The following is a 21,696-nucleotide window of genomic DNA, read 5'->3' as shown; positions in this document are numbered from 1 at the left end:
TTATGGTTTACGCTTTTTTGACCCATAGGAAACAGGCGCTTTTTGTTTCTATTTTTTTTACATTTTCTTTTATCGCTTTAAGTTATCCGTCAGGTAATGACTGGATAGGTTATTTCATTAACTATGATTGTCAGGTTAATGATGTATGTCAACCCGGTTTTGTTTTGTTCGAACCTGGCTACAATTTTATTGTAACAACTATAGGATTACTAGGGTTTCAGGCGCTAATAATATTTATTGCGTTTATAAATGTACTGCTGATATATCAATACGCAAAATATTTTGACCACGGCTGCTTTGTTGTAATAGCCATTATGTGTTTGTTTATGTGGAGTATTTACATAGAGGCTATTAGGCAAGCGCTTGCAATGTCCATTGTAATGTATTCGGTCCGAAAATTAATTTGCCGGGAGTTAAAGAAATATATACTTTTAATTTTACTCGCTTCTACCTTTCATATAACAGCCTTGATTGCACTGTTGTTTCTGATACCTGTATACTCTGGCAAGTTAAATAAAATATTAAGTTACGGATTGTTGAGTGTAAGTTGCCTTTTTTTCTTTTTTTCAAGCAGTATATTAAATTTTGCGCTCGGTTTTTTACCGGTTGGCTCAATCGCAAGTCAAAAACTGAATTTCTATTTAAGTTCAGACCAATACAAGCCTATGTTATCGATAGGTTCTGGTTCTGCATTAGATGTCATAATGTTAGTTCTTATTGCTTTTAGTTTTTATAAAGTCAAAAGAAATTTATTATCAAAACATACTAATTTAAACAATATAATATTGCTTGGGTGTTGCCTGTATATTGCTTTTGCTATTTTTATTGGAAAAATGATGCCAGTAATGACACGAATAGGCTGGTATGGTTTCCCTTATGTATTAATATTGCTATACATCCATGTTGGCGAGTCTTTTTACTATAAAAAACTATTAGCGGTAAGAAAAATTAACTTTAGCAAACTTTTTATATACGCTTACTTTGCATTGCAAATTATTCGACCTTTTACCTATGAACACAGCTATTATAACATTATGCATCAGCAAACTATTTTCCAGAATTACGATGCTTTGGATGATGTTTCTCTACGAATAGCAGCGAAAGATAAATGCTTAATTTTGACAAATATGGGTTACAATTATTTATGTAGTATTTAATTTACTTTGACGTGTGACTTATTATCGTAGGCATAACATCATAAAAAATCAATGTATATACAGCAGGTAATCAATGATTAACAATGAACATCGATACATGGTAGTAAGCGCAACCGCATTGGCTTCAGGTGGTGCGCTTACAATACTCCGTCAGTTTGTATCGCATGCATCTAAAGATAATAATAAATTTCTCATCTTTGTTCCCCAAGGATTGCACTTACCTAAATATGATAATATTATTTATATAGAAAATGAGCGTAAGGGATGGTTTAAGCGAATATATTGGGACTGGTTTGGTTGTAAGTCTTTTTTGAAAAAGAAATGCATTAATGTTAAGAAAGTTATTAGTTTGCAAAATTCATCTTTGAATGTGCCATATGAACAGATTATTTATTTGCATCAACCAATACCTTTTTCTGAAATACATTCGTTTTTTAAAAACCTTTCAGTTGATAATTTTAAACTATTTTTATACAAAACTTTCTACTCTTTTTTTATATTTAAATTTGTTAGTAAATCAACGATTTTTGTTGTGCAAACTGATTGGATGAAAACAGGCGTATTAAAGCGTTGTAACAAGCTTTCTCCTGAACAAATCGAGATTATAAAACCCGATATTAAAGCCTTTACCTCCTCAGTCGAGCTGGATGGTTTTATCAAAGAAGAAAATACGCTATTATATCCGGCAACGCCGTTAAGTTATAAAAATCATATGATAATTCTTAAGGCGCTTAGCTTGCTAAAGAAATCATATAATCGGTATGATATAAAATTTAAAGTGACCTTCAATAAGGGGTTATATAAAAATTTTGATGATTACATTGCTCGTAATGCACTGGAAGAAAATGTTGAGTATTTAGGCGTATTATCTTATCAAGATTTACAAAAGATATATGAAAAAGCTACAATAATCGTTTTTCCAAGCTATATCGAATCGTATGGACTTCCACTGATCGAGGCCGCCTCTTTAGGTAAAAAGATAATATGTAGTGATTTACCTTATTCCAGAGATGTTCTTTCAGGATACGAAGGGGCGATTTTTGTGGACTATAACAGTGAAATAAATTGGGCTCAAGAGATTCATACTGCATTGCAACAGGGTTCTGATTATCATTATAAGAAGTTTGAAAATGATAGTCGTTCGTCGTGGCCTCAATTTTTTGAGTTACTTAAATAGGGTTATTATATGTTTAAAAATAAGGTGTTGTTGATAACTGGTGGTACAGGTTCTTTTGGTAATGCTGTGCTTGACCGTTTTTTAGAAACAGATATACGCGAAATTCGTATTTTTTCTCGTGATGAGAAAAAACAAGATGACATGCGTAAAAAATATAATAATCCGAAACTGAAGTTTTATATAGGAGATGTGCGAGACTACTCAAGTGTGCTTAACGCATCGAGAGGAGTTGATTATATTTATCACGCAGCAGCATTGAAGCAAGTTCCTTCCTGTGAATTCCATCCTTTGGAAGCAGTTAAAACTAATGTGTTAGGCACAGAAAATGTCCTTGAAGCGGCGATCGCAAACGAAGTCAAGCGTATTGTATGTCTAAGTACTGATAAAGCAGTTTACCCAATAAATGCTATGGGTATTTCGAAAGCTATGATGGAAAAAGTCATGGTTGCAAAATCACGTAATGTTAATAGCGAAAAAACGGTGATTTGTGGTACTCGCTATGGAAACGTAATGGCATCTCGGGGTTCAGTGATTCCGCTTTTTGTTGATTTAATTAAAGCGGGTAAAGCGCTTACAATTACCGATCCAAACATGACTCGCTTCATGATGACACTTGAGGATGCCGTAGATTTAGTGCTTTATGCTTTTGAACATGGCAATAATGGCGATATTTTTGTACAAAAAGCACCCGCTGCAACCATAGATACTTTGGCTATAGCTCTAAAACAACTCTTAAATGCTGAAAGCCATCCTGTGAATGTGATTGGGACTCGTCACGGAGAAAAATTGTACGAAGCATTACTTAGCCGTGAAGAAATGATCGCAGCGATTGATATGGGTGATTATTATCGAGTACCACCTGATTTACGCGACCTTAATTATGGCAAATATGTTGAGCAAGGCGATCGTCGAATTTCTGAAATTGAAGATTATAACTCTCATAACACAACTCGACTGGATGTTGAGGGCATGAAAACACTGCTCCTTAAACTTCCTTTTATTAGAGCATTACGTGCTGGCGAGCAATACGAATTGGATTCCTAATATGAAGATTCTTATCACCGGAGCTGAGGGCTTCATTGGCCGTAACTTATGTTTACGGCTTCAAGAGGCTGGTTATACTCAATTAATTAAAATTGGTCGTAATTCAACCGCAGAAGACCTTGAAGATGCAGTAAGAAACGCAGATTTTGTTTATCATCTTGCAGGGATAAATAGACCACTGCAAAATGGTGAGTTTATTGAAGGTAACTCCAATTTTACAGCCAAGTTAGTTGAATTGTTAATTGCTAACGGCAAAAGAATTCCACTAATGATCAGCTCCTCAATCCAGGCTGAATTAGATAATCCATATGGTCTGAGTAAAGCATCGTCAGAAAAACATGTTGAACGTTATGCATCGCTTAGCGGTGCATCATATTATATATATCGTTTTCCTAATGTTTTTGGCAAATGGTGTAAACCAAACTATAACTCTTTTGTCGCTACTTTTTGCTACAATTTAGCTCGTGGTCTGGATATTACCGTCAATGATCCCTCTGCCGCAGTTAATCTCGTTTACATTGATGATGTTTGTAGCGAAGCGTTAGAACTTCTTAAAGGTAAATCCGAGAGTGGATATAAAAGTATTAACCCCATTTATTCTACAACAGTAGGTGAAGTTGCTGAACTACTCAAGCGCTTTAAAGCAAGTCGTTCAACGTTAGTTACTGAAAATGTAGGTACGGGTTTCATTCGTGCATTATACTCGACTTGGTTGAGTTATTTACCCGTTGAAGAGTTTTCCTATTCTATTCCCTCTTACGGGGACGCTCGCGGCATCTTTTGTGAAATGTTAAAGACGCCATCTGCGGGTCAGTTTTCATTTTTTACGGCCCATCCTGGAATTACACGTGGGGGCCATTATCACCACTCAAAAAATGAAAAATTTTTAGTGATTCGTGGGCGTGCGTGTTTTAAATTCGAGCATGTAATTACCGGGGAACGTTATGAGATTAACGTTTCATCAGAGAAGTTTGAAATTGTTGAGACGGTACCTGGTTGGACCCATGACATTACTAATATTGGTGGTGATGAATTAATAGTTATGCTTTGGGCAAATGAAATTTTTAATCGTGATTTGCCAGATACAATTGCGAGACCGCTATAATGAAAAAATTAAAAGTTATGTCTGTTGTTGGAACGCGTCCGGAAATTATTCGGTTGTCACGTGTGTTAGCTAAGCTTGATATTCACTGTGAGCATATTCTTGTTCATACAGGTCAGAACTATGATTATGAGTTGAATGAAGTATTTTTCAAGGATCTTGGTGTTAGAAAACCTGATTATTTCTTAAATGCTGCAGGGAAGAACGCGGCGGAAACAATTGGTCAGGTTATTATAAAAGTTGATGAAGTATTGGAATCTGAAAAACCAGAGGCAATGTTAGTTCTGGGTGATACAAATTCATGCATTTCAGCGATTCCCGCTAAGCGGCGTAAAGTACCTATTTTCCATATGGAAGCGGGCAACCGCTGTTTCGACCAACGTGTTCCGGAAGAAACTAACCGACGAATCGTGGATCATACTGCTGATATCAATATGACCTACAGTGATATTGCTCGTGAATACCTCCTGGCTGAGGGCATTCCGGCCGACAGAATCATCAAAACCGGCAGTCCAATGTTTGAAGTGCTTTCATACTATATGCCTCAAATTGATAGTTCGGATGTGTTATCCCGCTTGAATCTTAGTCCCGAAGAGTTCTTCGTTGTAAGTGCACATAGAGAAGAAAACGTGGATTCTCCGAAGCAACTAATCAAGCTGGCGGAAATTTTAAACACCATTGCTGAAAAGTATAATTTGCCAGTCATAGTTTCCACTCACCCTCGTACACGAAACCGAATAAATGAACAAGGAATTCAATTCCATTCAAACATTCATTTGCTTAAGCCTTTAGGTTTCCATGATTACAATCACCTTCAGAAAAATGCACGAGCTGTATTGTCTGATAGTGGAACTATCACGGAAGAGTCTTCAATTATGAATTTTCCTGCTATTAATATTCGGGAAGCTCATGAGCGTCCAGAGGGTTTTGAAGAAGCATCCGTTATGATGGTAGGCCTGGAATGCGAACGTGTACTTCAGGCACTGGATATCCTTGCAACACAGCCTCGTGGGCAAACACGACTTTTACGGCAAGTGAGCGATTACAGTATGCCAAATGTTTCTGATAAAGTTGTAAGGATTATTCACTCTTATACAGATTACGTCAAAAGAGTCGTCTGGAAAGAATATTAATGAAACTAGCTTTAATCATAGATGATTATCTACCCAATAGTACGCGTGTTGGTGCAAAAATGTTTCATGAGTTGGCTCAGGAGTTTATGCAACGTGGACATGATGTAACAGTTATCACACCTGACACCACCTTGCAAAAAGAGGCCTCATTTGACATCTTTCAGGGAGTAAAAACATGGCGCTTTAAAAGTGGACCACTTAAGGATGTTTCGAAAACTCAGCGTGCTATCAATGAAACACTTTTGTCCTTTAGAGGTTGGAGTGCGATCAAAAGTCAGATACACAAAGACACTTTTGATGGTGTAGTTTATTATTCGCCTTCCATTTTTTGGGGAGGCTTAGTGAAAAGAATAAAATCTCGCTGTAAATGTCCTGCCTATCTTATTTTGAGGGATATGTTTCCTCAGTGGGTCATTGATGCTGGCATGCTCAAAGAAGGCTCTTTAATTGAACGTTATTTTCGCTTCTTCGAAAAATACTCCTATCAGCAGGCAAACCGAATTGGGTTAATGTCTGATAAAAACCTTGACGTTTTTAGAGTTTCAAATAAAAGTTATCCATGTGAGGTATTACGGAATTGGGCATCACTCACGCCTGCTGTAATTCCTCAGGGATATGTTTCCGTACGAAAACGGCTTGGCATTGAGAATAAGGTTATTTTTTTCTATGGCGGAAATATTGGGCACGCGCAGGATATGGCCAATCTAATGCGTTTGGTTCGGCGTATGGCTGACCATACCCAGGCGCATTTCTTGTTCGTTGGTCAAGGTGATGAAGTTGAACTAATTAACGAATTATCTAGCGAGTGGTCTTTAACAAACTTCACATATATGCCTTCTGTAGATCAGGAAGAATTTAAAAATATTCTTTCGGAAGTTGATGTTGGCCTGTTTTCGCTTTCAGCTTGTCATTCCTCGCATAATTTCCCTGGCAAGTTATTGGGCTATATGGTACAGGCCTTGCCTATATTAGGAAGCGTTAATGCTGGTAATGATTTACTCGAAATTGTAAATCAAAATTATGCCGGATTCATTCACATCAATGGTGAGGATGACAAACTTTATCAGTCAGCATTACTAATGCTTAATGATATCAATATGCGTCATGAGCTTGGACAAGGAGCTAATCAATTATTGAAGGCGCAGTTTTCTGTCGAATCTGCGGCACAGACGATTGAAATGAGGCTGGAGGCATATAATGCGACTAATTGATAATGACCAACTCGAAGATTTATATAAACAAGCTGAGGAATCAGCGCGCCTGCGTTCTCACCTTTTGATGCACGATTCGCATCAGGATAAAGTACAGCGGTTGTTAATTGCTTTAGTTAAAGGCAGCTTTGTAGAACCCCACTATCATGAACTTTCTCATCAATGGGAAATGTTTGTTGTCATGCAAGGCGAAATACAGGTCTGTTTACACAGCGATAGTGGCGAAGTTATCAAAGAATTTACGGCTGGTGATAGTAGCGGCGTAAAAATCGTGGAATTCTCTCCTGGTGACATACATAGTGTAAAATGTTTGTCCTCCCGAGCGCTCATGATGGAAGTGAAAGAGGGGCCATTTGATCCTTCTTTTGCAAAAGCATTTGTTCGATAGCTTCCTGAAAAGCATCTTCCGCTATCTCCATACCTTGATCCTGAGTTAACATCTAAGCCACATTTCAAGCCGCGCATAAGTCGCGGTGACCACACCTGACAGGAGTATGTAATGTCCAAGCAACAGATCGGCGTTGTCGGTATGGCAGTGATGGGGCGCAACCTGGCGCTCAACATCGAAAGCCGTGGTTATACCGTCTCCGTTTTCAACCGCTCCCGTGATAAGACCGAAGAAGTCATTGCCGAGAACCCAGGCAAGAAACTGGTTCCTTTCTATACGGTGAAAGAGTTCGTTGAGTCTCTGGAAACGCCTCGTCGTATCCTGTTAATGGTGAAAGCGGGCGCAGGTACCGATGCAGCTATCGACTCCCTGAAGCCTTACCTCGAAAAAGGTGACATCATTATTGATGGCGGTAACACCTTCTTCCAGGACACCATTCGTCGTAACCGTGAGCTGTCTGCTGAAGGCTTCAACTTCATCGGTACCGGGGTTTCCGGTGGTGAAGAGGGTGCCCTCAAAGGCCCATCTATTATGCCTGGCGGCCAGAAAGATGCGTACGAACTGGTTGCGCCTATTCTGACCAAAATCGCAGCCGTGGCTGAAGATGGTGAGCCTTGCGTAACCTATATCGGTGCGGACGGTGCAGGCCACTATGTGAAAATGGTGCACAACGGCATCGAATATGGCGACATGCAGCTGATTGCCGAAGCTTACTCCCTGCTGAAAGGTGGTCTGAACCTCTCTAATGAAGAGCTGGCTGAAACCTTTACCGAGTGGAATAAAGGTGAGCTGAACAGCTACCTGATCGACATCACCAAAGATATCTTCACGAAAAAAGATGAAGAGGGTAAATACCTGGTTGATGTGATTCTGGATGAAGCAGCGAACAAAGGTACCGGTAAATGGACCAGCCAGAGCTCTCTGGATCTGGGCGAACCGCTGTCTCTGATCACCGAATCCGTGTTTGCGCGTTACATCTCCTCCCTGAAAGAGCAGCGTGTCGCGGCATCTAAAGTGCTGTCTGGCCCACAGGCTAAACCAGCAGGTGATAAAGCCGAATTCGTTGAAAAAGTGCGTCGTGCACTGTACCTGGGGAAAATCGTTTCTTACGCGCAGGGCTTCTCTCAGCTGCGTGCGGCGTCAGACGAGAACAACTGGGATCTGAACTACGGTGAAATCGCGAAGATCTTCCGTGCTGGTTGCATCATTCGTGCACAATTCCTGCAGAAAATCACCGATGCCTATGCTGAAAACGCCGGTATCGCCAACCTGCTGCTGGCACCGTACTTCAAGAAAATTGCGGACGAATATCAGCAGGCGCTGCGTGACGTGGTTGCCTACGCTGTTCAGAACGGTATCCCGGTTCCGACCTTCTCTGCTGCAGTAGCCTACTACGACAGCTACCGTGCGGCCGTTCTGCCTGCTAACCTGATTCAGGCACAGCGTGACTACTTTGGTGCGCATACTTACAAACGCACCGATAAAGAAGGCGTGTTCCATACCGAATGGATGGAATAAGTTAGCTTACTCGCTGTAATCAAAACCCGGAGCCTGTCTCCGGGTTTTTTTATGCAAAAAATGTCGCCTGTTATTCGAAGTAGTCTGAATCTCGCCCCGCTCGTAGTGATTACTCCTGGTTTGCCTTGACAGTTCAGTTTGCCAGGAGGTACAAAGCCCAACAGTTATGTTTATCGCGATGGTCAGGCGGCCATCAGTACAGTTAACTCACAGAAGTCATTAGCGAATGAAAATAACAATCTCCGGAACAGGGTATGTCGGTCTTTCTAACGGCATTCTGATTGCTCAGAATCATGAAGTGGTTGCGCTGGATATCGTGCAGGCCAAAGTGGATATGCTCAATCAGAAAAAATCGCCGATTGTGGATAAAGAAATCCAGGACTATCTCAGCAATAAACCGCTGAATTTCCGCGCCACGACAGATAAAGAAGATGCATACCGCGATGCGGATTACGTCATCATTGCGACGCCTACTGACTACGATCCTAAAACCAACTACTTCAACACCTCAACTGTAGAAGCGGTGATTAAAGACGTTATCGCGATCAACCCTGATGCGGTAATGGTCATTAAATCGACCATTCCTGTCGGTTTTACCAAATCCATTAAAGAAAAATTCGGTATTGATAATATCTTCTTCTCGCCGGAATTCCTGCGTGAGGGTAGAGCGCTTTACGATAACCTGCATCCTTCGCGTATCGTTATTGGCGAACGTTCTGAGCGCGCTGAACGCTTTGCTGCTCTGCTTCAGGAAGGCGCAGTGAAGAAAGATATTCAGGTGTTGTTTACCGACTCCACCGAAGCTGAGGCGATTAAGCTCTTCGCGAATACCTACCTGGCAATGCGAGTGGCTTATTTCAATGAGCTGGACAGCTATGCAGAGAGCCTTGGACTGAATACCCGCCAGATTATTGAAGGGGTGTGTCTCGACCCGCGCATTGGCAACCACTACAACAACCCGTCATTTGGCTACGGCGGCTATTGCCTGCCAAAAGACACTAAGCAACTGCTGGCAAACTATCAGGCTGTACCGAATAACCTCATTTCGGCGATTGTTGACGCTAACCGTACTCGTAAAGATTTCATCTCCGACTCCATCCTTGCGCGTCAACCGAAAGTTGTTGGTGTGTACCGTCTGATCATGAAGAGTGGCTCCGATAACTTCCGCGCCTCTTCCATTCAGGGGATCATGAAGCGCATTAAGGCGAAAGGGGTTGAGGTTGTTATCTATGAGCCTGCCATGCCGGACGATCAGTTCTTCAATTCCCGGGTGATCCGCGATCTGGATGCCTTTAAGAAAGAAGCCGATGTCATCATTTCAAACCGCATGGCGGAAGAGCTGGCTGATGTAGCGGATAAGGTTTATACCCGCGATCTGTTTGGTAGCGACTGATTCTCTGCTTTATCCTGTAAAAAACCCGGCTGAGTTGCCGGGTTTTTTATTTTCAGACCTTGTAGAATCCGCGGTACCAGTCAACGAAGTTCTTTACTCCGTCTTTGACTGAGGTTTGCGGTTTAAAACCAATCACGTCATACAGTGCTTTAGTGTCTGCGCTGGTTTCCAGTACGTCGCCTGGCTGGAGAGGCAGCATGTTTTTCTCGGCTTTTTTACCCAGCGCGTCTTCCAGCGCGGTGATGTAATCCATCAGTTCTACTGGCGAACTGTTACCGATGTTATAAACCCGGTAAGGCGCTGAGCTGGTTGCCGGGGAGCCGGTCTCAACGGTCCAGTTTGTGTCAGACTGGGGAATAACATTCTGCAGACGAATAATTGCTTCAGCGATGTCATCGATATACGTGAAGTCGCGCTTCATCTTACCGTAGTTGTAAACATCGATGCTTTTGCCTTCAATCATCGCCTTTGTAAACTTAAACAGGGCCATGTCCGGACGTCCCCACGGACCGTACACGGTAAAGAAGCGCAGGCCGGTGGTCGGCAGATTGTAGAGATGCGAATAGGTATGTGACATCAGTTCATTGGCTTTTTTGGTCGCGGCATAGAGTGAGACCGGGTGATCCACGGAATCGTCAGTAGAGAAGGGCATCTTGCGGTTGAGGCCATATACGGAGCTGGATGAGGCATACAGAAGATGCTGCACGTTATTATGGCGGCAGCCTTCCAGCACGTTGAGATGGCCGATTAGGTTGGCATCCGCATAGGCGTGCGGATTTTCCAGGGAGTAGCGTACGCCTGCCTGTGCGGCCAGGTGAATGACGCGATCAAATTTCTCACTGGCGAAAAGCGTGGCCATACCTTCGCGGTCGGCTAATTCCAGCTTGTGGAAGGTGAAACTCTCAGATTTTAACAGTTCCAGGCGTGCCAGCTTCAGGTTGACATCGTAGTATTCATTGAGGTTATCGATACCAACAACCTGATGACCGGCCTCAAGGAGGCGTTTGCTGACATTCGCACCGATAAAACCTGCAGCGCCCGTGACCAAAAATTTCATAGCTTCCCTCATAAACCTTTTTCTTACAGATGCCATAGCGCATCACATGGTGTCTATGATAGCGCGAAGGGTCGAAGTTACATAACCCATCTTTCCGATTTAACTCATCGGATTCTTATAGAAAAATCGCCAGTAACAGATAAACTAAGCAGACATCATTCTGTTTGCCCTTTTTCATCTGTTAGGGATTGTATGACACAAAACAACAATAGCCAGGTCAGTCGAAGCAATGACCCTGAGCAAATTGATTTACTTGATTTAATGCTGCAACTGTGGCGTGGGAAGTGGATGATAGCAACCTTTGTTGTTGTTTTTATCGTCCTGGCAATTGGATATTTATCGGTCGCAAAGGAGAAATGGACCTCCAGTGCGATTATTGCACAGCCTGATGCTGCCCAGATAGCGGCCTATTCAAATGCATTGAACATTCTCTACGGCAGTGCTGCACCCTCAATGCTCGACATTCAAACGCGCGCGATTGGCCGTTTTAATTCTTCGTTCTCGGCATTATCTCAGGCGCTTGAGAATCAGGAGGATCCTGAAAAACTGACCATCGCTCCGACCTCGACTGCACAGCCGCTACCGCTAAGTGTTTCCTACACCAGTACCTCTGCAGAAGCGGCTCAGAAGCAGCTGGCGCAGTACATTCAGCAGGTTGATGAGCAAACTGCGAAAGAACTGGCCGTTGACCTTAAGGACAACATCAAACAGCAGATCAAGACCCTGAATGATTCTCTGCAAAACCAGGAGAAGGTCGCTCAGGAGCAAAAAGATCTGCGTATCAAACAGATTGCAGAGGCACTAAAGAACGCCGAAGCAGCGAAAATTACCTCTCCACAGCTCCAGCAGACACAGGATGTAACTCAAGAGACGTTATTCCTGCTGGGAAGCGAGGGGCTGAAGTCGATGATTGACAATGAAGCTTCTCGTCCCCTGGTCTTCTCAACGGCTTATTACCAGACCAAGCGAAACCTGCTGGATATCCAAAACCTGAACGTAAACCCGGACACCATCCACGTCTATCGTTACGTCATGAAGCCGGATCTGCCAGTCCGTCGCGACAGCCCGAAAAAAGCTGTTATTTTGGTCCTTGCCGTGTTGCTTGGCGCGATGGTCGGTTCTGGCTTCCTGCTTGGCCGCAACGCTTTGCGCAACTACAAACCCAAAGCCTGATTTGCAGATTAAAAAAAACCGGGGAATATCCCCGGTTTTTTTATTTGTGACGTTTGCGAAGATTTTCAATCACCGCCGTCAAATCCAGCTCCTGATCCTGCAGCAGAACCAGCAGGTGGTACATCAAATCAGACGCTTCATTCGTCAGCTCCTCGCGGTCATGTACGGTCGCGGCCAGCGCCGTCTCAACGCCTTCTTCTCCTACCTTCTGTGCGATACGCTTGGTTCCGCTGGCGTACAGCTTCGCGGTGTAGGAACTTTCAGGATCCGCCGTTTTACGCTCTGCCAGCAGCTGTTCCAGTTGATACAGGAACAACCACTGGTGACTCGTCTCGCCGAAGCAGCTGCTGGTGCCCTTATGGCAGGTTGGGCCGATTGGGTTTGCCAGCACTAGCAGGGTATCGTTATCGCAGTCAGGCGCCATGCTGACCACGTTCAGGAAATGACCCGAGGTCTCGCCTTTGGTCCACAGGCGCTGTTTCGTGCGCGAGTAGAAGGTCACTTTGCCGCTGTCGATCGTTTTCGCCAGCGCGTCCTGGTTCATATACCCTAGCATCAGCACTTCGCCTGAGATGGCATGCTGGACAACCACCGGCAGTAATCCGTCAGTTTTTTCCCAGTCCAGCTGCGCCTGTTGTTGCTCTGTTAACATACCCTGATCTCCACGCCCTGGTCGGCCAGGTACGTTTTCAACTCACCAATATTAATAATCTGTTTGTGGAACACGGACGCGGCCAGCGCGCCGTCCACGTTCGCATCGCGGAAGGCTTCGAGGAAGTGTTCCATGGTGCCCGCGCCGCCGGAGGCAATCAGCGGAACGTGGCAGACCGCACGGACTTTTTTCAGCTGCTCGAGGTCATACCCGTTACGCACGCCGTCCTGGTTCATCATGTTGAGGACAATCTCGCCCGCGCCACGCTTCTGCACTTCCTGCACCCAGTCGAGCGTTTCCCACTGCGTCACGCGCGTGCGGCTTTCATCCCCGGTGTACTGGTTTACGTGGTACTTGCCCGTTGCGGCGTCATACCAGGTGTCGATCCCAACCACAATACACTGCACGCCAAAACGATCGGCGAGGCGGGTAATGAGCTCCGGGTCGGCCAGGGCAGGGGAGTTGATAGAAATCTTGTCGGCGCCAAAGGAGAGAATTTTGGCGGCATCGTCAGCGGACTTAATCCCGCCCGCCACGCAGAATGGAATGTCGATCACTTCTGCCACGCGTGCCACCCAGCTTTTGTCGACCACGCGGCCATCGCTGGATGCGGTGATATCATAAAAGACCAGCTCGTCGGCGCCTTCATCGGCATAGCGTTTTGCCAGCGGGACGATGTCGCCAATGATCTCGTGGTTACGGAACTGCACGCCTTTCACGACCTGACCATCGCGTACGTCAAGACAAGGAATTATCCGTTTTGCCAGCATTGAATCGCCTCCGTCACAGTAAATTTACCTTCCAGCAGGGCCCGGCCCACAATCACGCCCTGCACACCGGTACCGCGCAGCGCGGCCACGTCCTCTATATCACCGATACCGCCAGAAGACTGGAACGCTACCTGCGGATAACGCGCGCAGACCTCTTCATACAGCGAGACGTTGGACCCCGCCAGCGTTCCGTCCCGGGAGATGTCCGTGCACAACACGTGCTTCAGACCAACGGGAAGATAGATATCGACCAGCTCTTCCAGCGTCACGCCGGAATTTTCCTGCCAACCGCTAACGGCCACCTGCTTATTACCCTGTTCATCAATACGCACGTCCAGGGCCAGGACCAGGGCATCGGCACCAAAGCGGCGGAACCAGCCTTTCACGGTCTCAGGATCTTTCACGGCGGTTGAACCCACCACCACGCGAGCCACGCCAGCGTCCAGCAGCGCCGCAACGTCATCTTCAGTACGCACGCCGCCGCCGACCTGGACGGGCACATCAACACCCGCAACAAGTTGTTTAAGCAGCGGGATCTGGCGTTTCGCCGGGTCTTTCGCGCCCGTTAAATCCACCAGGTGCAGTACCTGCGCACCCTGGGCGGCATAATCCTGCAGACGCGGCAGCGGGTCATTTCCGTAGTCGCGCTGCTGGCCGTAATCGCCCTGATGCAGACGGACAACCGTACCGTCAATTAAATCTAATGCGGGAATAATCATCACATCTCCAGGAAGTTTTTCAGCAGCTGCGCGCCCGCGGCGCCAGAGCGCTCCGGGTGAAACTGCACGCCGAAGAAATTGTCTTTCTGTACGGCCGCCGTGAACGCCTCACCGTAGGTGCACTGGGCGATCGTATTCACGTTCACGGGCATGGCGTAGCTGTGCACGAAGTAAAAATACGCGCCGTCTTCGATGCCGCGAAACAGCCGATCGCCCGCTTTGGCGTAAACGCGGTTCCAGCCCATATGCGGCAGAGGCAGGCCGCGATCGGTCATTTTCGGCACGTCTTCATCAATAATGCCCAGCAGGTCGACGCCGTTGCTCTCTTCGCTGCGGCGGCCCAGGATCTGCATGCCCAGACAAATGCCCAGCACCGGCTGGGTACAGGCTTTGATCAGGTCGACCAGCTCGCGTTCGCGAATCTGATCCATCGCCGCCTGCGCGGTGCCCACGCCCGGTAAAAAGAGTTTGTCGGCGCGCAGCACCACGTCCGGGTCACGGCTTACCACCGGCTCATAGCCGTGGCGCGCAATCGCCGATTTGACGGAGTTCAGGTTGGCGCATCCGGTATCCAGAATGACCACGTTCATTACAGCACTCCTTTCGATGAAGGCAGGGCGTCACCTTCCACGCGAATTGCCTGGCGCAGGGTACGACCAAAGGCTTTAAACAGGCTCTCCACGCGATGGTGGTCATTCTTGCCCTTGGTCTTCAGGTGCAGCGTCAGGCCCATGGTGTAGGACAAGGAGCGGAAGAAGTGCTCCACCATTTCGGTGCTCAGATCGCCCACGCGCTGGTAGGTGAAATCAGCTTTGTATTCCAGGTGCGGACGGCCGGAGATGTCCATCGCGCAGCGCGCCAGACACTCGTCCATCGGCAGGACAAAGCCGAAACGGTTAATGCCGCGCTTGTCGCCGAGCGCCAGCTTCAGGGCTTCACCCAGCGCCAGGCCGGTATCTTCTACGGTGTGATGATCGTCTATGTAGAGATCGCCTTTTACCGTAATTTCCATGCGGAAACCGCCGTGGGTAGCAATCTGGTCCAGCATGTGATCGAAGAAACCGACGCCGGTGTGGATCTTGCTGCCGCCTTCACGGTCCAGCCAGACCTTCACATCAATCTGCGTCTCTTTGGTGTTGCGCTCAACGTGGGAATAGCGGTCGCGTTTTGTCAGCTGTTCGCCAATCTTCGCCCAGTTAAGGTTGTTACGGTCGTAGCGCAGCCCCGCGATGCCCATGTTTTCCGCCAGCGTAATATCGGTGATGCGATCGCCGATAACATAGCTGTTGGTTTTATCCAGCACATCTTCAGCCAGGTAGCGCTCTACCAGCTTCACCTTTGGCTTACGGCAGTCACAGTCGTCGGCTGGCATGTGCGGGCAAATCAGCACTTCATCAAATACCACGCCCTGAGAGGTCAGCACCTGCATCATCAGATTATGCGGGCCGTCAAAGTCCGCCTGCGGGAAGCTGTCGGTACCCAGACCATCCTGGTTGGTGATCATCACCAGCTTAAAGCCTGCTTTTTGCAGCTTGAGCAGCACCGGGATCACGTCCGGTTCAAAAGCCAGCTTGTCGAATCGGTCGACCTGAAAATCGGCTGGTGGCTCCGAAATAAGGGTGCCGTCACGATCGATGAAAAGGATCTTCTGGGTCATACTTTCTCCGCTTTCAGGGCGTCAATCACGCGCTGGCTCTCTGCACGGGTGCCTACGGTAATGCGCAGGCACCCGCTCAGAGAAGGTTGTTTATTCTGGTCTCGTAAGATAATGCCCTGATCCCATAAAGATTTAAATACGGCACTCGATGCGGTGAAGCGTACCAGGATGTAGTTAGTTTCCGAGTCGAATACCTGCTCCACGCAAGGGATATCCTTCAGGGCGGTCACCAGATACTGACGTTCCTCCAGAATTTGCGCCACGCGCTCGCGCATCGCGTTGATCCCCTGTGGCGTCAGCGCCTGTGCCGCAATATCGGCAACCGGCGTTGAGAGCGGGTACGGGGCGATCACTTTCAGCAGCAGGTCGATGACCTCTTTATTCGCCAGGGTGAATCCGCAGCGCAGACCCGCCAGGGCAAAGGCTTTCGACAGCGTACGCAGCACCACCAGGTGCGGATACTCTTCCAGCCAGCCTGCCAGCGTCGCCTGCGGGCAAAACTCGATGTAGGCTTCGTCTGCCACCACCAGAGCTTTACCGCGCGTCATCTCCAGCAGGGTGCGAATATCCTGCGGGTTGATAATCTGTCCGGTCGGGTTGTTCGGGCTACAGACAAAGACGACTTTTACGCCATCGAGATTGTCGGCAATGCCCTGCAGATCCAGCTGCCAGTTCTCCAGCGCCTGCACGTTGCGGCACGCTACGCCGAAGGTTTCCGCGCTGACGCTGTACATGCCGTAGGTCGGCTGGCAGTACATCACCGCGTCTTTGCCCGGCTCGCAGAAGGCGCGGATCAGCAGTTCAATGCCCTCATCCGCACCTCGGCTGACCAGCACCTGCTCTGGCTTCACTCCCGCATACTGCGCGTAGTTTTCAATCACGGCCTTCGGCTGACACTCCGGATAGCGGTTCAGCGTTTGCTGCGACAGCTCAAACTGCACCGCCGTCGGGAATTCGTTGGCGTTCAGCCAGACATCTCCTTTGCCTCCGAGACGACGCGCGGACTGATAAGGCGTCAGGCGACGGACATTTTCGCGGGCTAATTCTTCAATGTTCATGCTTGCTCCTTCAGGGCTGCAACGCGCAGCGTAACGGCATTTTTGTGGGCGGTCAGCCGCTCGGCGGCGGCCAGGGTTTCAATAGTAGACGCCAGTGACGCAAAACCTTCGCGGGAGAGTTCCTGCACGGTCATGCGTTTCTGGAAATCCGCCAGGCCCAGGCTCGAACAGGTAGAGGTGTAGCCATACGTGGGCAGCACGTGGTTGGTGCCGGAGGCGTAATCGCCCGATGACTCCGGTGACCAGTCGCCGAGGAACACCGAGCCCGCGCTGGTAATGCTGTCGACCAGATCGCGCGCGTTGCGGGTCTGAATGATCAGGTGCTCCGGGCCGTACTGGTTGGAGATGGCAATACACTGGTCCAGGTCGCGCGCCACAATCAGGCGGCTGGCCGCTAGCGCCTGGCGTGCCGTGTCGGCGCGGGGCAGGTCGGCAAGCTGGCGTTCAACGGCTTCGCCCACGCGTTTCGCCATATCGGCATCCGGCGTCAGCAGGATGACCTGCGAGTCCGGGCCGTGTTCCGCCTGAGAAAGCAGGTCTGAGGCGACGAAGTCCGGCGTTGCGCCGCTGTCGGCAATCACCAGCACCTCAGACGGGCCGGCAGGCATATCGATGGCCGCGCCGTCCAGACGCTGGCTGACCTGGCGTTTGGCTTCGGTCACATACGCATTGCCCGGGCCAAAAATTTTGTCGACCTTAGGAATGGAGTCTGTGCCGAACGCCAGGGCCGAAATCGCCTGCGCGCCGCCCACTTTATATACCGCCTGCACGCCGCACAGCTTCGCCGCATAAAGGATCTCGTCGGCAATCGGTGGCGGTGAGCACAGCACCACTTTCTGACACCCGGCAATTCGCGCGGGTGTCGCCAGCATCAGTACGGTGGAGAATAGCGGGGCAGAGCCGCCGGGAATATAGAGTCCAACGGACGCAACCGGGCGCGTGACCTGCTGGCATCGCACGCCGGGCAGGGTTTCAACATCCACGGTCTGCAGCTTTTGCGCGGTGTGGAAGGTATCAATGTTTTTCACCGCGACGGCCATCGCCTGCTTGATGTCGTCACCCAGACGGTTGCTGGCCTCAATGATTTCCTGCTCGGTTACCTGTAATGCGCCGACTTCCGTCTTGTCAAACTTCGCGCTGTATTCACGCAGCGCGTCATCGCCGCGGGCTTTTACGTTGTCCAGGATCTCGGCCACGGTGCGTGAGATGCTTTCGGAGGCGGAAATCGCCGGGCGCATCAGCAGCTCGCGCTGCTGTGCGTCGCTACAGGTATTCCAGTCGATGATTGTGTTAAAGCTCATGGCCATTACTCCATCATCTTCTCAATAGGCAGCACCAGGATGGAGCTTGCGCCCAGCGCCTTCAGTTTTTCCATGGTTTCCCAGAACAGGGTTTCGCTGCTCACCATGTGCATCGCCACGCGCTGCTGATCGCCCGCCAGCGGCAGGATGGTTGGACGCTCAGCGCCCGGCAGCAGGGCAATCACTTCATCCAGACGCTCGGTTGGGGCGTGCATCATGATGTATTTGGACTCACGCGCCTGAATCACGCCCTGAATGCGGGTCAGCAGCTTGTCGATCAGCTGTTGCTTGGCATCGGCCATGTCGCCGTCGCGCTGAATCAGGCACGCTTTAGAGCGGTAGATCACTTCCACTTCGCGCAGACCGTTGGCTTCCAGCGTCGCGCCGGTAGAGACGAGGTCACAGATGGCGTCCGCCAGACCCGCACGCGGCGCCACTTCAACGGAGCCGTTCAGCAGGCAGGATTTAAACTGCACGCCTTTCTGGTCGAGATAACGCTTTAACAGGTGAGGGTAAGAGGTGGCAATACGTTTGCCGTTCAGCGCGGCCGGGCCGTCCCACGCTTCGTCAACCGGCGTAGCCAGCGACAGGCGGCAGCCGCCGAAGTCCAGACGACGCAGGGTGAAATAACGCGGATCTTCGCCCTGCGCGCGGCGGGTCAGCAGCTCTTCTTCCAGCACGTTTTCCCCGATGATGCCGAGGTCAACGACGCCATCCATGACCAGGCCGGGAATATCGTCATCACGCACGCGCAGAATGTCGATGGGCATGTTTTCAGCCAGAGCAATCAGGCGCTGGGTGTGCAGGTTAATTTTAATCCCGCAGCGGGCCAGCAGTTCGCGTGAATCGTCGCTCAAACGGCCTGATTTTTGAATAGCTATGCGTAAGCGTGAGTTATCTAACATTCTTTATTCCTCGTTAACCTGTTTTAACCTGTCTGAATTCGGTCCAAAAAAAAGCCCCCGGAAGAAGATCTTCCGGGGGCTTTTTCATGCGTTCATGCACCACTGGAAGATCCAAACGTCTTCCAGCACACATCGCCTGAAAGACTAGTCAGGATGATGGTGATGATGGTGGTGTTTAAATTGAACGCGTGTCATATAAATTCTCGATGAATGCTTATTCATTTGATGTCTTTTAACCTAAACCAGTTGTACGACATATTGCAAGGGCTTTTTTTGATCATTAATTCATTTCATATTGATGCTATGAATTGTGTGTTCTGCCGGGCTGGCGTAGCCTTATAAAAGACGAGTAAGAGTCAGGAGAATTCGCATGAAAAAGGTCGCGATTGTCGGTTTAGGATGGCTGGGAATGCCGCTGGCGATGTCATTAGCCGCGAAAGGCTGGCAGGTGACCGGGAGCAAAACCACGGCGGATGGGGTAGAGGCAGCGCGCATGTGCGGTATTGACGGCGTTGAGCTGCGCCTTGAACCGGAGCTGGTGTGTGATGCTGACGATCTGGACACGCTGATGAACGTCGATGCGCTGGTGATCACGCTCCCCGCGCGGCGCAGTGGCCCGGGCGAGTCGTTTTATCTGCAGGCGATGCAGGAGATCGTCGACAGCGCGCTGGCGCACCATGTTCCGCGCATCATTTTTACCAGCTCGACGTCGGTCTATGGCGAGGTTGAGGGCGTTGTTAAAGAGAGTTCAGAGCGCCGTCCCGTTACGGCGAGCGGTCAGGTTCTGAAAGAGCTGGAAGACTGGCTGCATAATCTTCCCGGCACGCAGGTCGATATTGTACGTCTGGCGGGGCTGGTGGGCCCTGGCCGCCATCCGGGACGCTTTTTTGCCGGTAAGTCTGCGCCAGACGGCCAGCATGTCGTCAATCTTGTGCATCTTGACGATGTTGTAGGCGCGATTGAGCTACTCTTACAGGCTCCGAAAGGTGGACACATCTATAATATATGTGCACCTTCTCATCCGGCGCGCAGCACGTTTTACCCGCTGATGGCACGTCAGCTGGGCCTGGCGGCACCGGTTTTCGGTGAGGCAAAGGATGACAGTAAAGGCAAAATTGTTGATGGCAATCGCATTTGTCATGAGCTGGGGTTTGAGTATCAGTATCCCGATCCGCTGGTGATGCCCATGGAATAAGACCCGCAGCGGAGACGATCGCGCACCAGAAGGGGGCGAGCATGAAACCGCTGCTGGATGTTCTTATTATTCTGGATGCTCTGGAAAAAGAGGGGAGCTTTGCCGCTGCGTCAGCAAAGCTCTACAAAACCCCATCTGCGCTGAGCTATACCGTTCAAAAACTGGAAAGCGATCTCAATATCCAGATCCTCGATCGCTCCGGACACCGCGCACGTTTCACCCGTACCGGACAGATGCTGCTGGAAAAAGGCCGTGAAGTCCTCCATACCGTTCGTGAACTCGAAAAACAGGCCGTAAAACTCCATCAGGGATGGGAAAACGAGCTGGTTATTGGCGTGGATGATACCTTTCCGTTTTCTCTCCTGACGCCGCTGATTGAAGCCTTCTATCAACACCACAGCGTGACCCGGCTTATCTTTATCAACGGCGTGCTGGGTGGCTCCTGGGATGCCTTAACGCAGGGCAGGGCGGACATTTTCGTCGGTGCGCTCCATGAGCCTCCCCAGCTGAGTGATTTTGGTTTTGCCCGGCTGGGCGTGCTCGATCAGGTATTTGCCGTAGCGCCTCATCACCCGCTGGCTCAGGAACCCGAGCCGCTTAACCGTCGCGTGATTAAAGGCTACCGCGCCATCGTGGTCGGGGACAGCTCTCGTCCGGAATGCTCGGTCTCCTCGCAGCTGCTTGATGAGCAGGAGGCCATTACCGTTTTCGACTATAAAACCAAGCTGGAACTGCAAATAAGCGGCCTGGGCTGCGGCTATTTACCGCGCTATCTGGCGCAGCGGTTTATTGACAGCGGCGCGCTTGTTGAAAAACAGGTACTTGCTCAAAGCAGTAATGAATCGGTATGGGTAGGCTGGAATGAACAAACTGCCGGGCTTGCAAGCGCCTGGTGGCGAGACGAGATTTTAGCAAATAGTGCTATCGCCGCCGTTTACTCTCAGCCCGGCGTCCAGAAATCAGCCAGTTAGCAAAAAGAAAAACGGACCGGGCGTTGCAAAGTATTGCCTTTTGTATCCGTTGTGGGGCAAAATGCGGCCGCTGCAACCAAATGAATAATCGACGATATAAAAGGCGTCGGTTATT

General features: G+C 48.9%; 22 protein-coding genes and 1 other annotated feature. Of the genes, 12 read left to right on the top strand and 10 right to left on the bottom strand.

Annotation, left to right across the window (positions count from 1 at the left end; genetic code table 11):
* Positions 1 to 2: 2 nt before the first annotated feature.
* From ACMGGX_RS02355 to ugd, 9 genes are all read left to right on the top strand, one after another.
* The gene (locus ACMGGX_RS02355) at positions 3 to 1,157 is read left to right on the top strand and encodes an EpsG family protein (RefSeq protein WP_420297991.1); all 1,155 of its coding nucleotides are present in this window, start codon (positions 3 to 5) and stop codon (positions 1,155 to 1,157) included.
* A 73-nt stretch (positions 1,158 to 1,230) separates the two neighbouring features.
* On the top strand, positions 1,231 to 2,334 hold the full coding sequence (locus ACMGGX_RS02350) for a glycosyltransferase (RefSeq protein ID WP_420297990.1): 1,104 nt from the start codon (positions 1,231 to 1,233) through the stop codon (positions 2,332 to 2,334).
* Between the two features lie 9 nt (positions 2,335 to 2,343).
* Positions 2,344 to 3,378 carry a UDP-N-acetylglucosamine 4,6-dehydratase/5-epimerase gene (gene fnlA / locus ACMGGX_RS02345; protein ID WP_109845268.1) on the top strand — a complete coding sequence of 345 codons (1,035 nt, stop codon included), beginning with the start codon at positions 2,344 to 2,346 and terminating at the stop codon, positions 3,376 to 3,378.
* Position 3,379: 1 nt separating this feature from the next.
* The gene (gene wbjC / locus ACMGGX_RS02340) at positions 3,380 to 4,483 is read left to right on the top strand and encodes a UDP-2-acetamido-2,6-beta-L-arabino-hexul-4-ose reductase (protein WP_420297989.1); all 1,104 of its coding nucleotides are present in this window, start codon (positions 3,380 to 3,382) and stop codon (positions 4,481 to 4,483) included.
* On the top strand, positions 4,483 to 5,613 hold the full coding sequence (wecB, locus tag ACMGGX_RS02335) for a non-hydrolyzing UDP-N-acetylglucosamine 2-epimerase (RefSeq protein ID WP_126787443.1): 1,131 nt from the start codon (positions 4,483 to 4,485) through the stop codon (positions 5,611 to 5,613). The genes wbjC and wecB overlap by 1 nt, the downstream gene beginning before the upstream one ends.
* Complete coding sequence (locus tag ACMGGX_RS02330; RefSeq protein WP_420297988.1) at positions 5,613 to 6,824, top strand: glycosyltransferase family 4 protein; 1,212 nt, start codon at positions 5,613 to 5,615, stop codon at positions 6,822 to 6,824. Before wecB ends, ACMGGX_RS02330 begins: the two co-directional genes overlap by 1 nt.
* Entirely contained in the window at positions 6,811 to 7,212 is a 402-nt protein-coding gene (locus ACMGGX_RS02325) for a WbuC family cupin fold metalloprotein (RefSeq protein ID WP_109845264.1), read from the top strand. Before ACMGGX_RS02330 ends, ACMGGX_RS02325 begins: the two co-directional genes overlap by 14 nt.
* A gap of 111 nt (positions 7,213 to 7,323) precedes the next feature.
* Positions 7,324 to 8,730: an NADP-dependent phosphogluconate dehydrogenase gene (gene gndA / locus ACMGGX_RS02320; RefSeq protein ID WP_024908082.1), complete on the top strand. Its 1,407-nt coding sequence runs from the start codon at positions 7,324 to 7,326 to the stop codon at positions 8,728 to 8,730.
* 226 nt (positions 8,731 to 8,956) lie between these two features.
* Entirely contained in the window at positions 8,957 to 10,123 is a 1,167-nt protein-coding gene (ugd, locus tag ACMGGX_RS02315) for a UDP-glucose 6-dehydrogenase (protein ID WP_059347010.1), read from the top strand.
* 52 nt (positions 10,124 to 10,175) lie between these two features.
* Here ugd and ACMGGX_RS02310 read toward each other — a convergent pair whose 3' ends face one another.
* On the bottom strand, positions 10,176 to 11,180 hold the full coding sequence (locus tag ACMGGX_RS02310) for an NAD-dependent epimerase (RefSeq protein ID WP_420297987.1): 1,005 nt from the start codon (positions 11,178 to 11,180) through the stop codon (positions 10,176 to 10,178).
* A gap of 192 nt (positions 11,181 to 11,372) precedes the next feature.
* Between ACMGGX_RS02310 and wzzB the strand changes: the two genes are divergently transcribed.
* Positions 11,373 to 12,353 (top strand): LPS O-antigen chain length determinant protein WzzB, encoded by a 981-nt coding sequence (gene wzzB / locus ACMGGX_RS02305; RefSeq protein ID WP_181593458.1) that lies wholly within the window; start codon positions 11,373 to 11,375, stop codon positions 12,351 to 12,353.
* Between the two features lie 40 nt (positions 12,354 to 12,393).
* On the opposite strand, the gene hisIE is transcribed toward wzzB, so the two are convergent.
* The 9 genes from hisIE to hisL all read right to left on the bottom strand — a co-directional run bounded on the left by hisIE (position 12,394) and on the right by hisL (position 19,610).
* Entirely contained in the window at positions 12,394 to 13,005 is a 612-nt protein-coding gene (hisIE, locus tag ACMGGX_RS02300; protein ID WP_063927828.1) for a bifunctional phosphoribosyl-AMP cyclohydrolase/phosphoribosyl-ATP diphosphatase HisIE, read from the bottom strand.
* Positions 12,999 to 13,775 (bottom strand): imidazole glycerol phosphate synthase subunit HisF, encoded by a 777-nt coding sequence (gene hisF, locus ACMGGX_RS02295; RefSeq protein WP_023330862.1) that lies wholly within the window; start codon positions 13,773 to 13,775, stop codon positions 12,999 to 13,001. Before hisF ends, hisIE begins: the two co-directional genes overlap by 7 nt.
* Positions 13,757 to 14,494, bottom strand: a complete 738-nt coding sequence (gene hisA, locus ACMGGX_RS02290) for a 1-(5-phosphoribosyl)-5-[(5-phosphoribosylamino)methylideneamino]imidazole-4-carboxamide isomerase (protein WP_047647359.1) — start codon at positions 14,492 to 14,494, stop codon at positions 13,757 to 13,759. Before hisA ends, hisF begins: the two co-directional genes overlap by 19 nt.
* Positions 14,494 to 15,084: an imidazole glycerol phosphate synthase subunit HisH gene (hisH, locus tag ACMGGX_RS02285; protein WP_032636077.1), complete on the bottom strand. Its 591-nt coding sequence runs from the start codon at positions 15,082 to 15,084 to the stop codon at positions 14,494 to 14,496. Before hisH ends, hisA begins: the two co-directional genes overlap by 1 nt.
* Positions 15,084 to 16,151, bottom strand: a complete 1,068-nt coding sequence (gene hisB, locus ACMGGX_RS02280) for a bifunctional histidinol-phosphatase/imidazoleglycerol-phosphate dehydratase HisB (protein WP_063441237.1) — start codon at positions 16,149 to 16,151, stop codon at positions 15,084 to 15,086. Before hisB ends, hisH begins: the two co-directional genes overlap by 1 nt.
* Positions 16,148 to 17,209: a histidinol-phosphate transaminase gene (gene hisC / locus ACMGGX_RS02275; RefSeq protein WP_032658765.1), complete on the bottom strand. Its 1,062-nt coding sequence runs from the start codon at positions 17,207 to 17,209 to the stop codon at positions 16,148 to 16,150. Before hisC ends, hisB begins: the two co-directional genes overlap by 4 nt.
* Positions 17,206 to 18,510 (bottom strand): histidinol dehydrogenase, encoded by a 1,305-nt coding sequence (gene hisD, locus ACMGGX_RS02270; protein WP_420297986.1) that lies wholly within the window; start codon positions 18,508 to 18,510, stop codon positions 17,206 to 17,208. The genes hisC and hisD overlap by 4 nt, the downstream gene beginning before the upstream one ends.
* Before the next feature lie 5 nt (positions 18,511 to 18,515).
* Positions 18,516 to 19,415, bottom strand: coding sequence for an ATP phosphoribosyltransferase (gene hisG, locus ACMGGX_RS02265; protein ID WP_028018500.1), 900 nt, complete (start codon positions 19,413 to 19,415; stop codon positions 18,516 to 18,518).
* 45 nt (positions 19,416 to 19,460) lie between these two features.
* Positions 19,461 to 19,584: a sequence feature (His leader region), on the bottom strand.
* Positions 19,560 to 19,610: a his operon leader peptide gene (hisL, locus tag ACMGGX_RS02260; RefSeq protein ID WP_001364200.1), complete on the bottom strand. Its 51-nt coding sequence runs from the start codon at positions 19,608 to 19,610 to the stop codon at positions 19,560 to 19,562. It overlaps the preceding feature by 25 nt.
* A 175-nt stretch (positions 19,611 to 19,785) precedes the next feature.
* Between hisL and ACMGGX_RS02255 the strand changes: the two genes are divergently transcribed.
* On the top strand, positions 19,786 to 20,610 hold the full coding sequence (locus ACMGGX_RS02255) for an SDR family oxidoreductase (RefSeq protein ID WP_023312364.1): 825 nt from the start codon (positions 19,786 to 19,788) through the stop codon (positions 20,608 to 20,610).
* 41 nt (positions 20,611 to 20,651) lie between these two features.
* A complete protein-coding gene (locus ACMGGX_RS02250; protein WP_420297985.1) occupies positions 20,652 to 21,581 on the top strand; it encodes a LysR substrate-binding domain-containing protein in 930 nt (309 codons plus the stop codon).
* Positions 21,582 to 21,696 lie beyond the last annotated feature (115 nt).

The organism is Enterobacter sp. BNK-29 (assembly GCF_048684785.1).
Lineage (GTDB): Bacteria > Pseudomonadota > Gammaproteobacteria > Enterobacterales > Enterobacteriaceae > Enterobacter > Enterobacter cloacae_M.
Note: the sequence above shows the minus strand (reverse complement) of the source record. Positions and strands in the feature narration are given on the sequence as shown.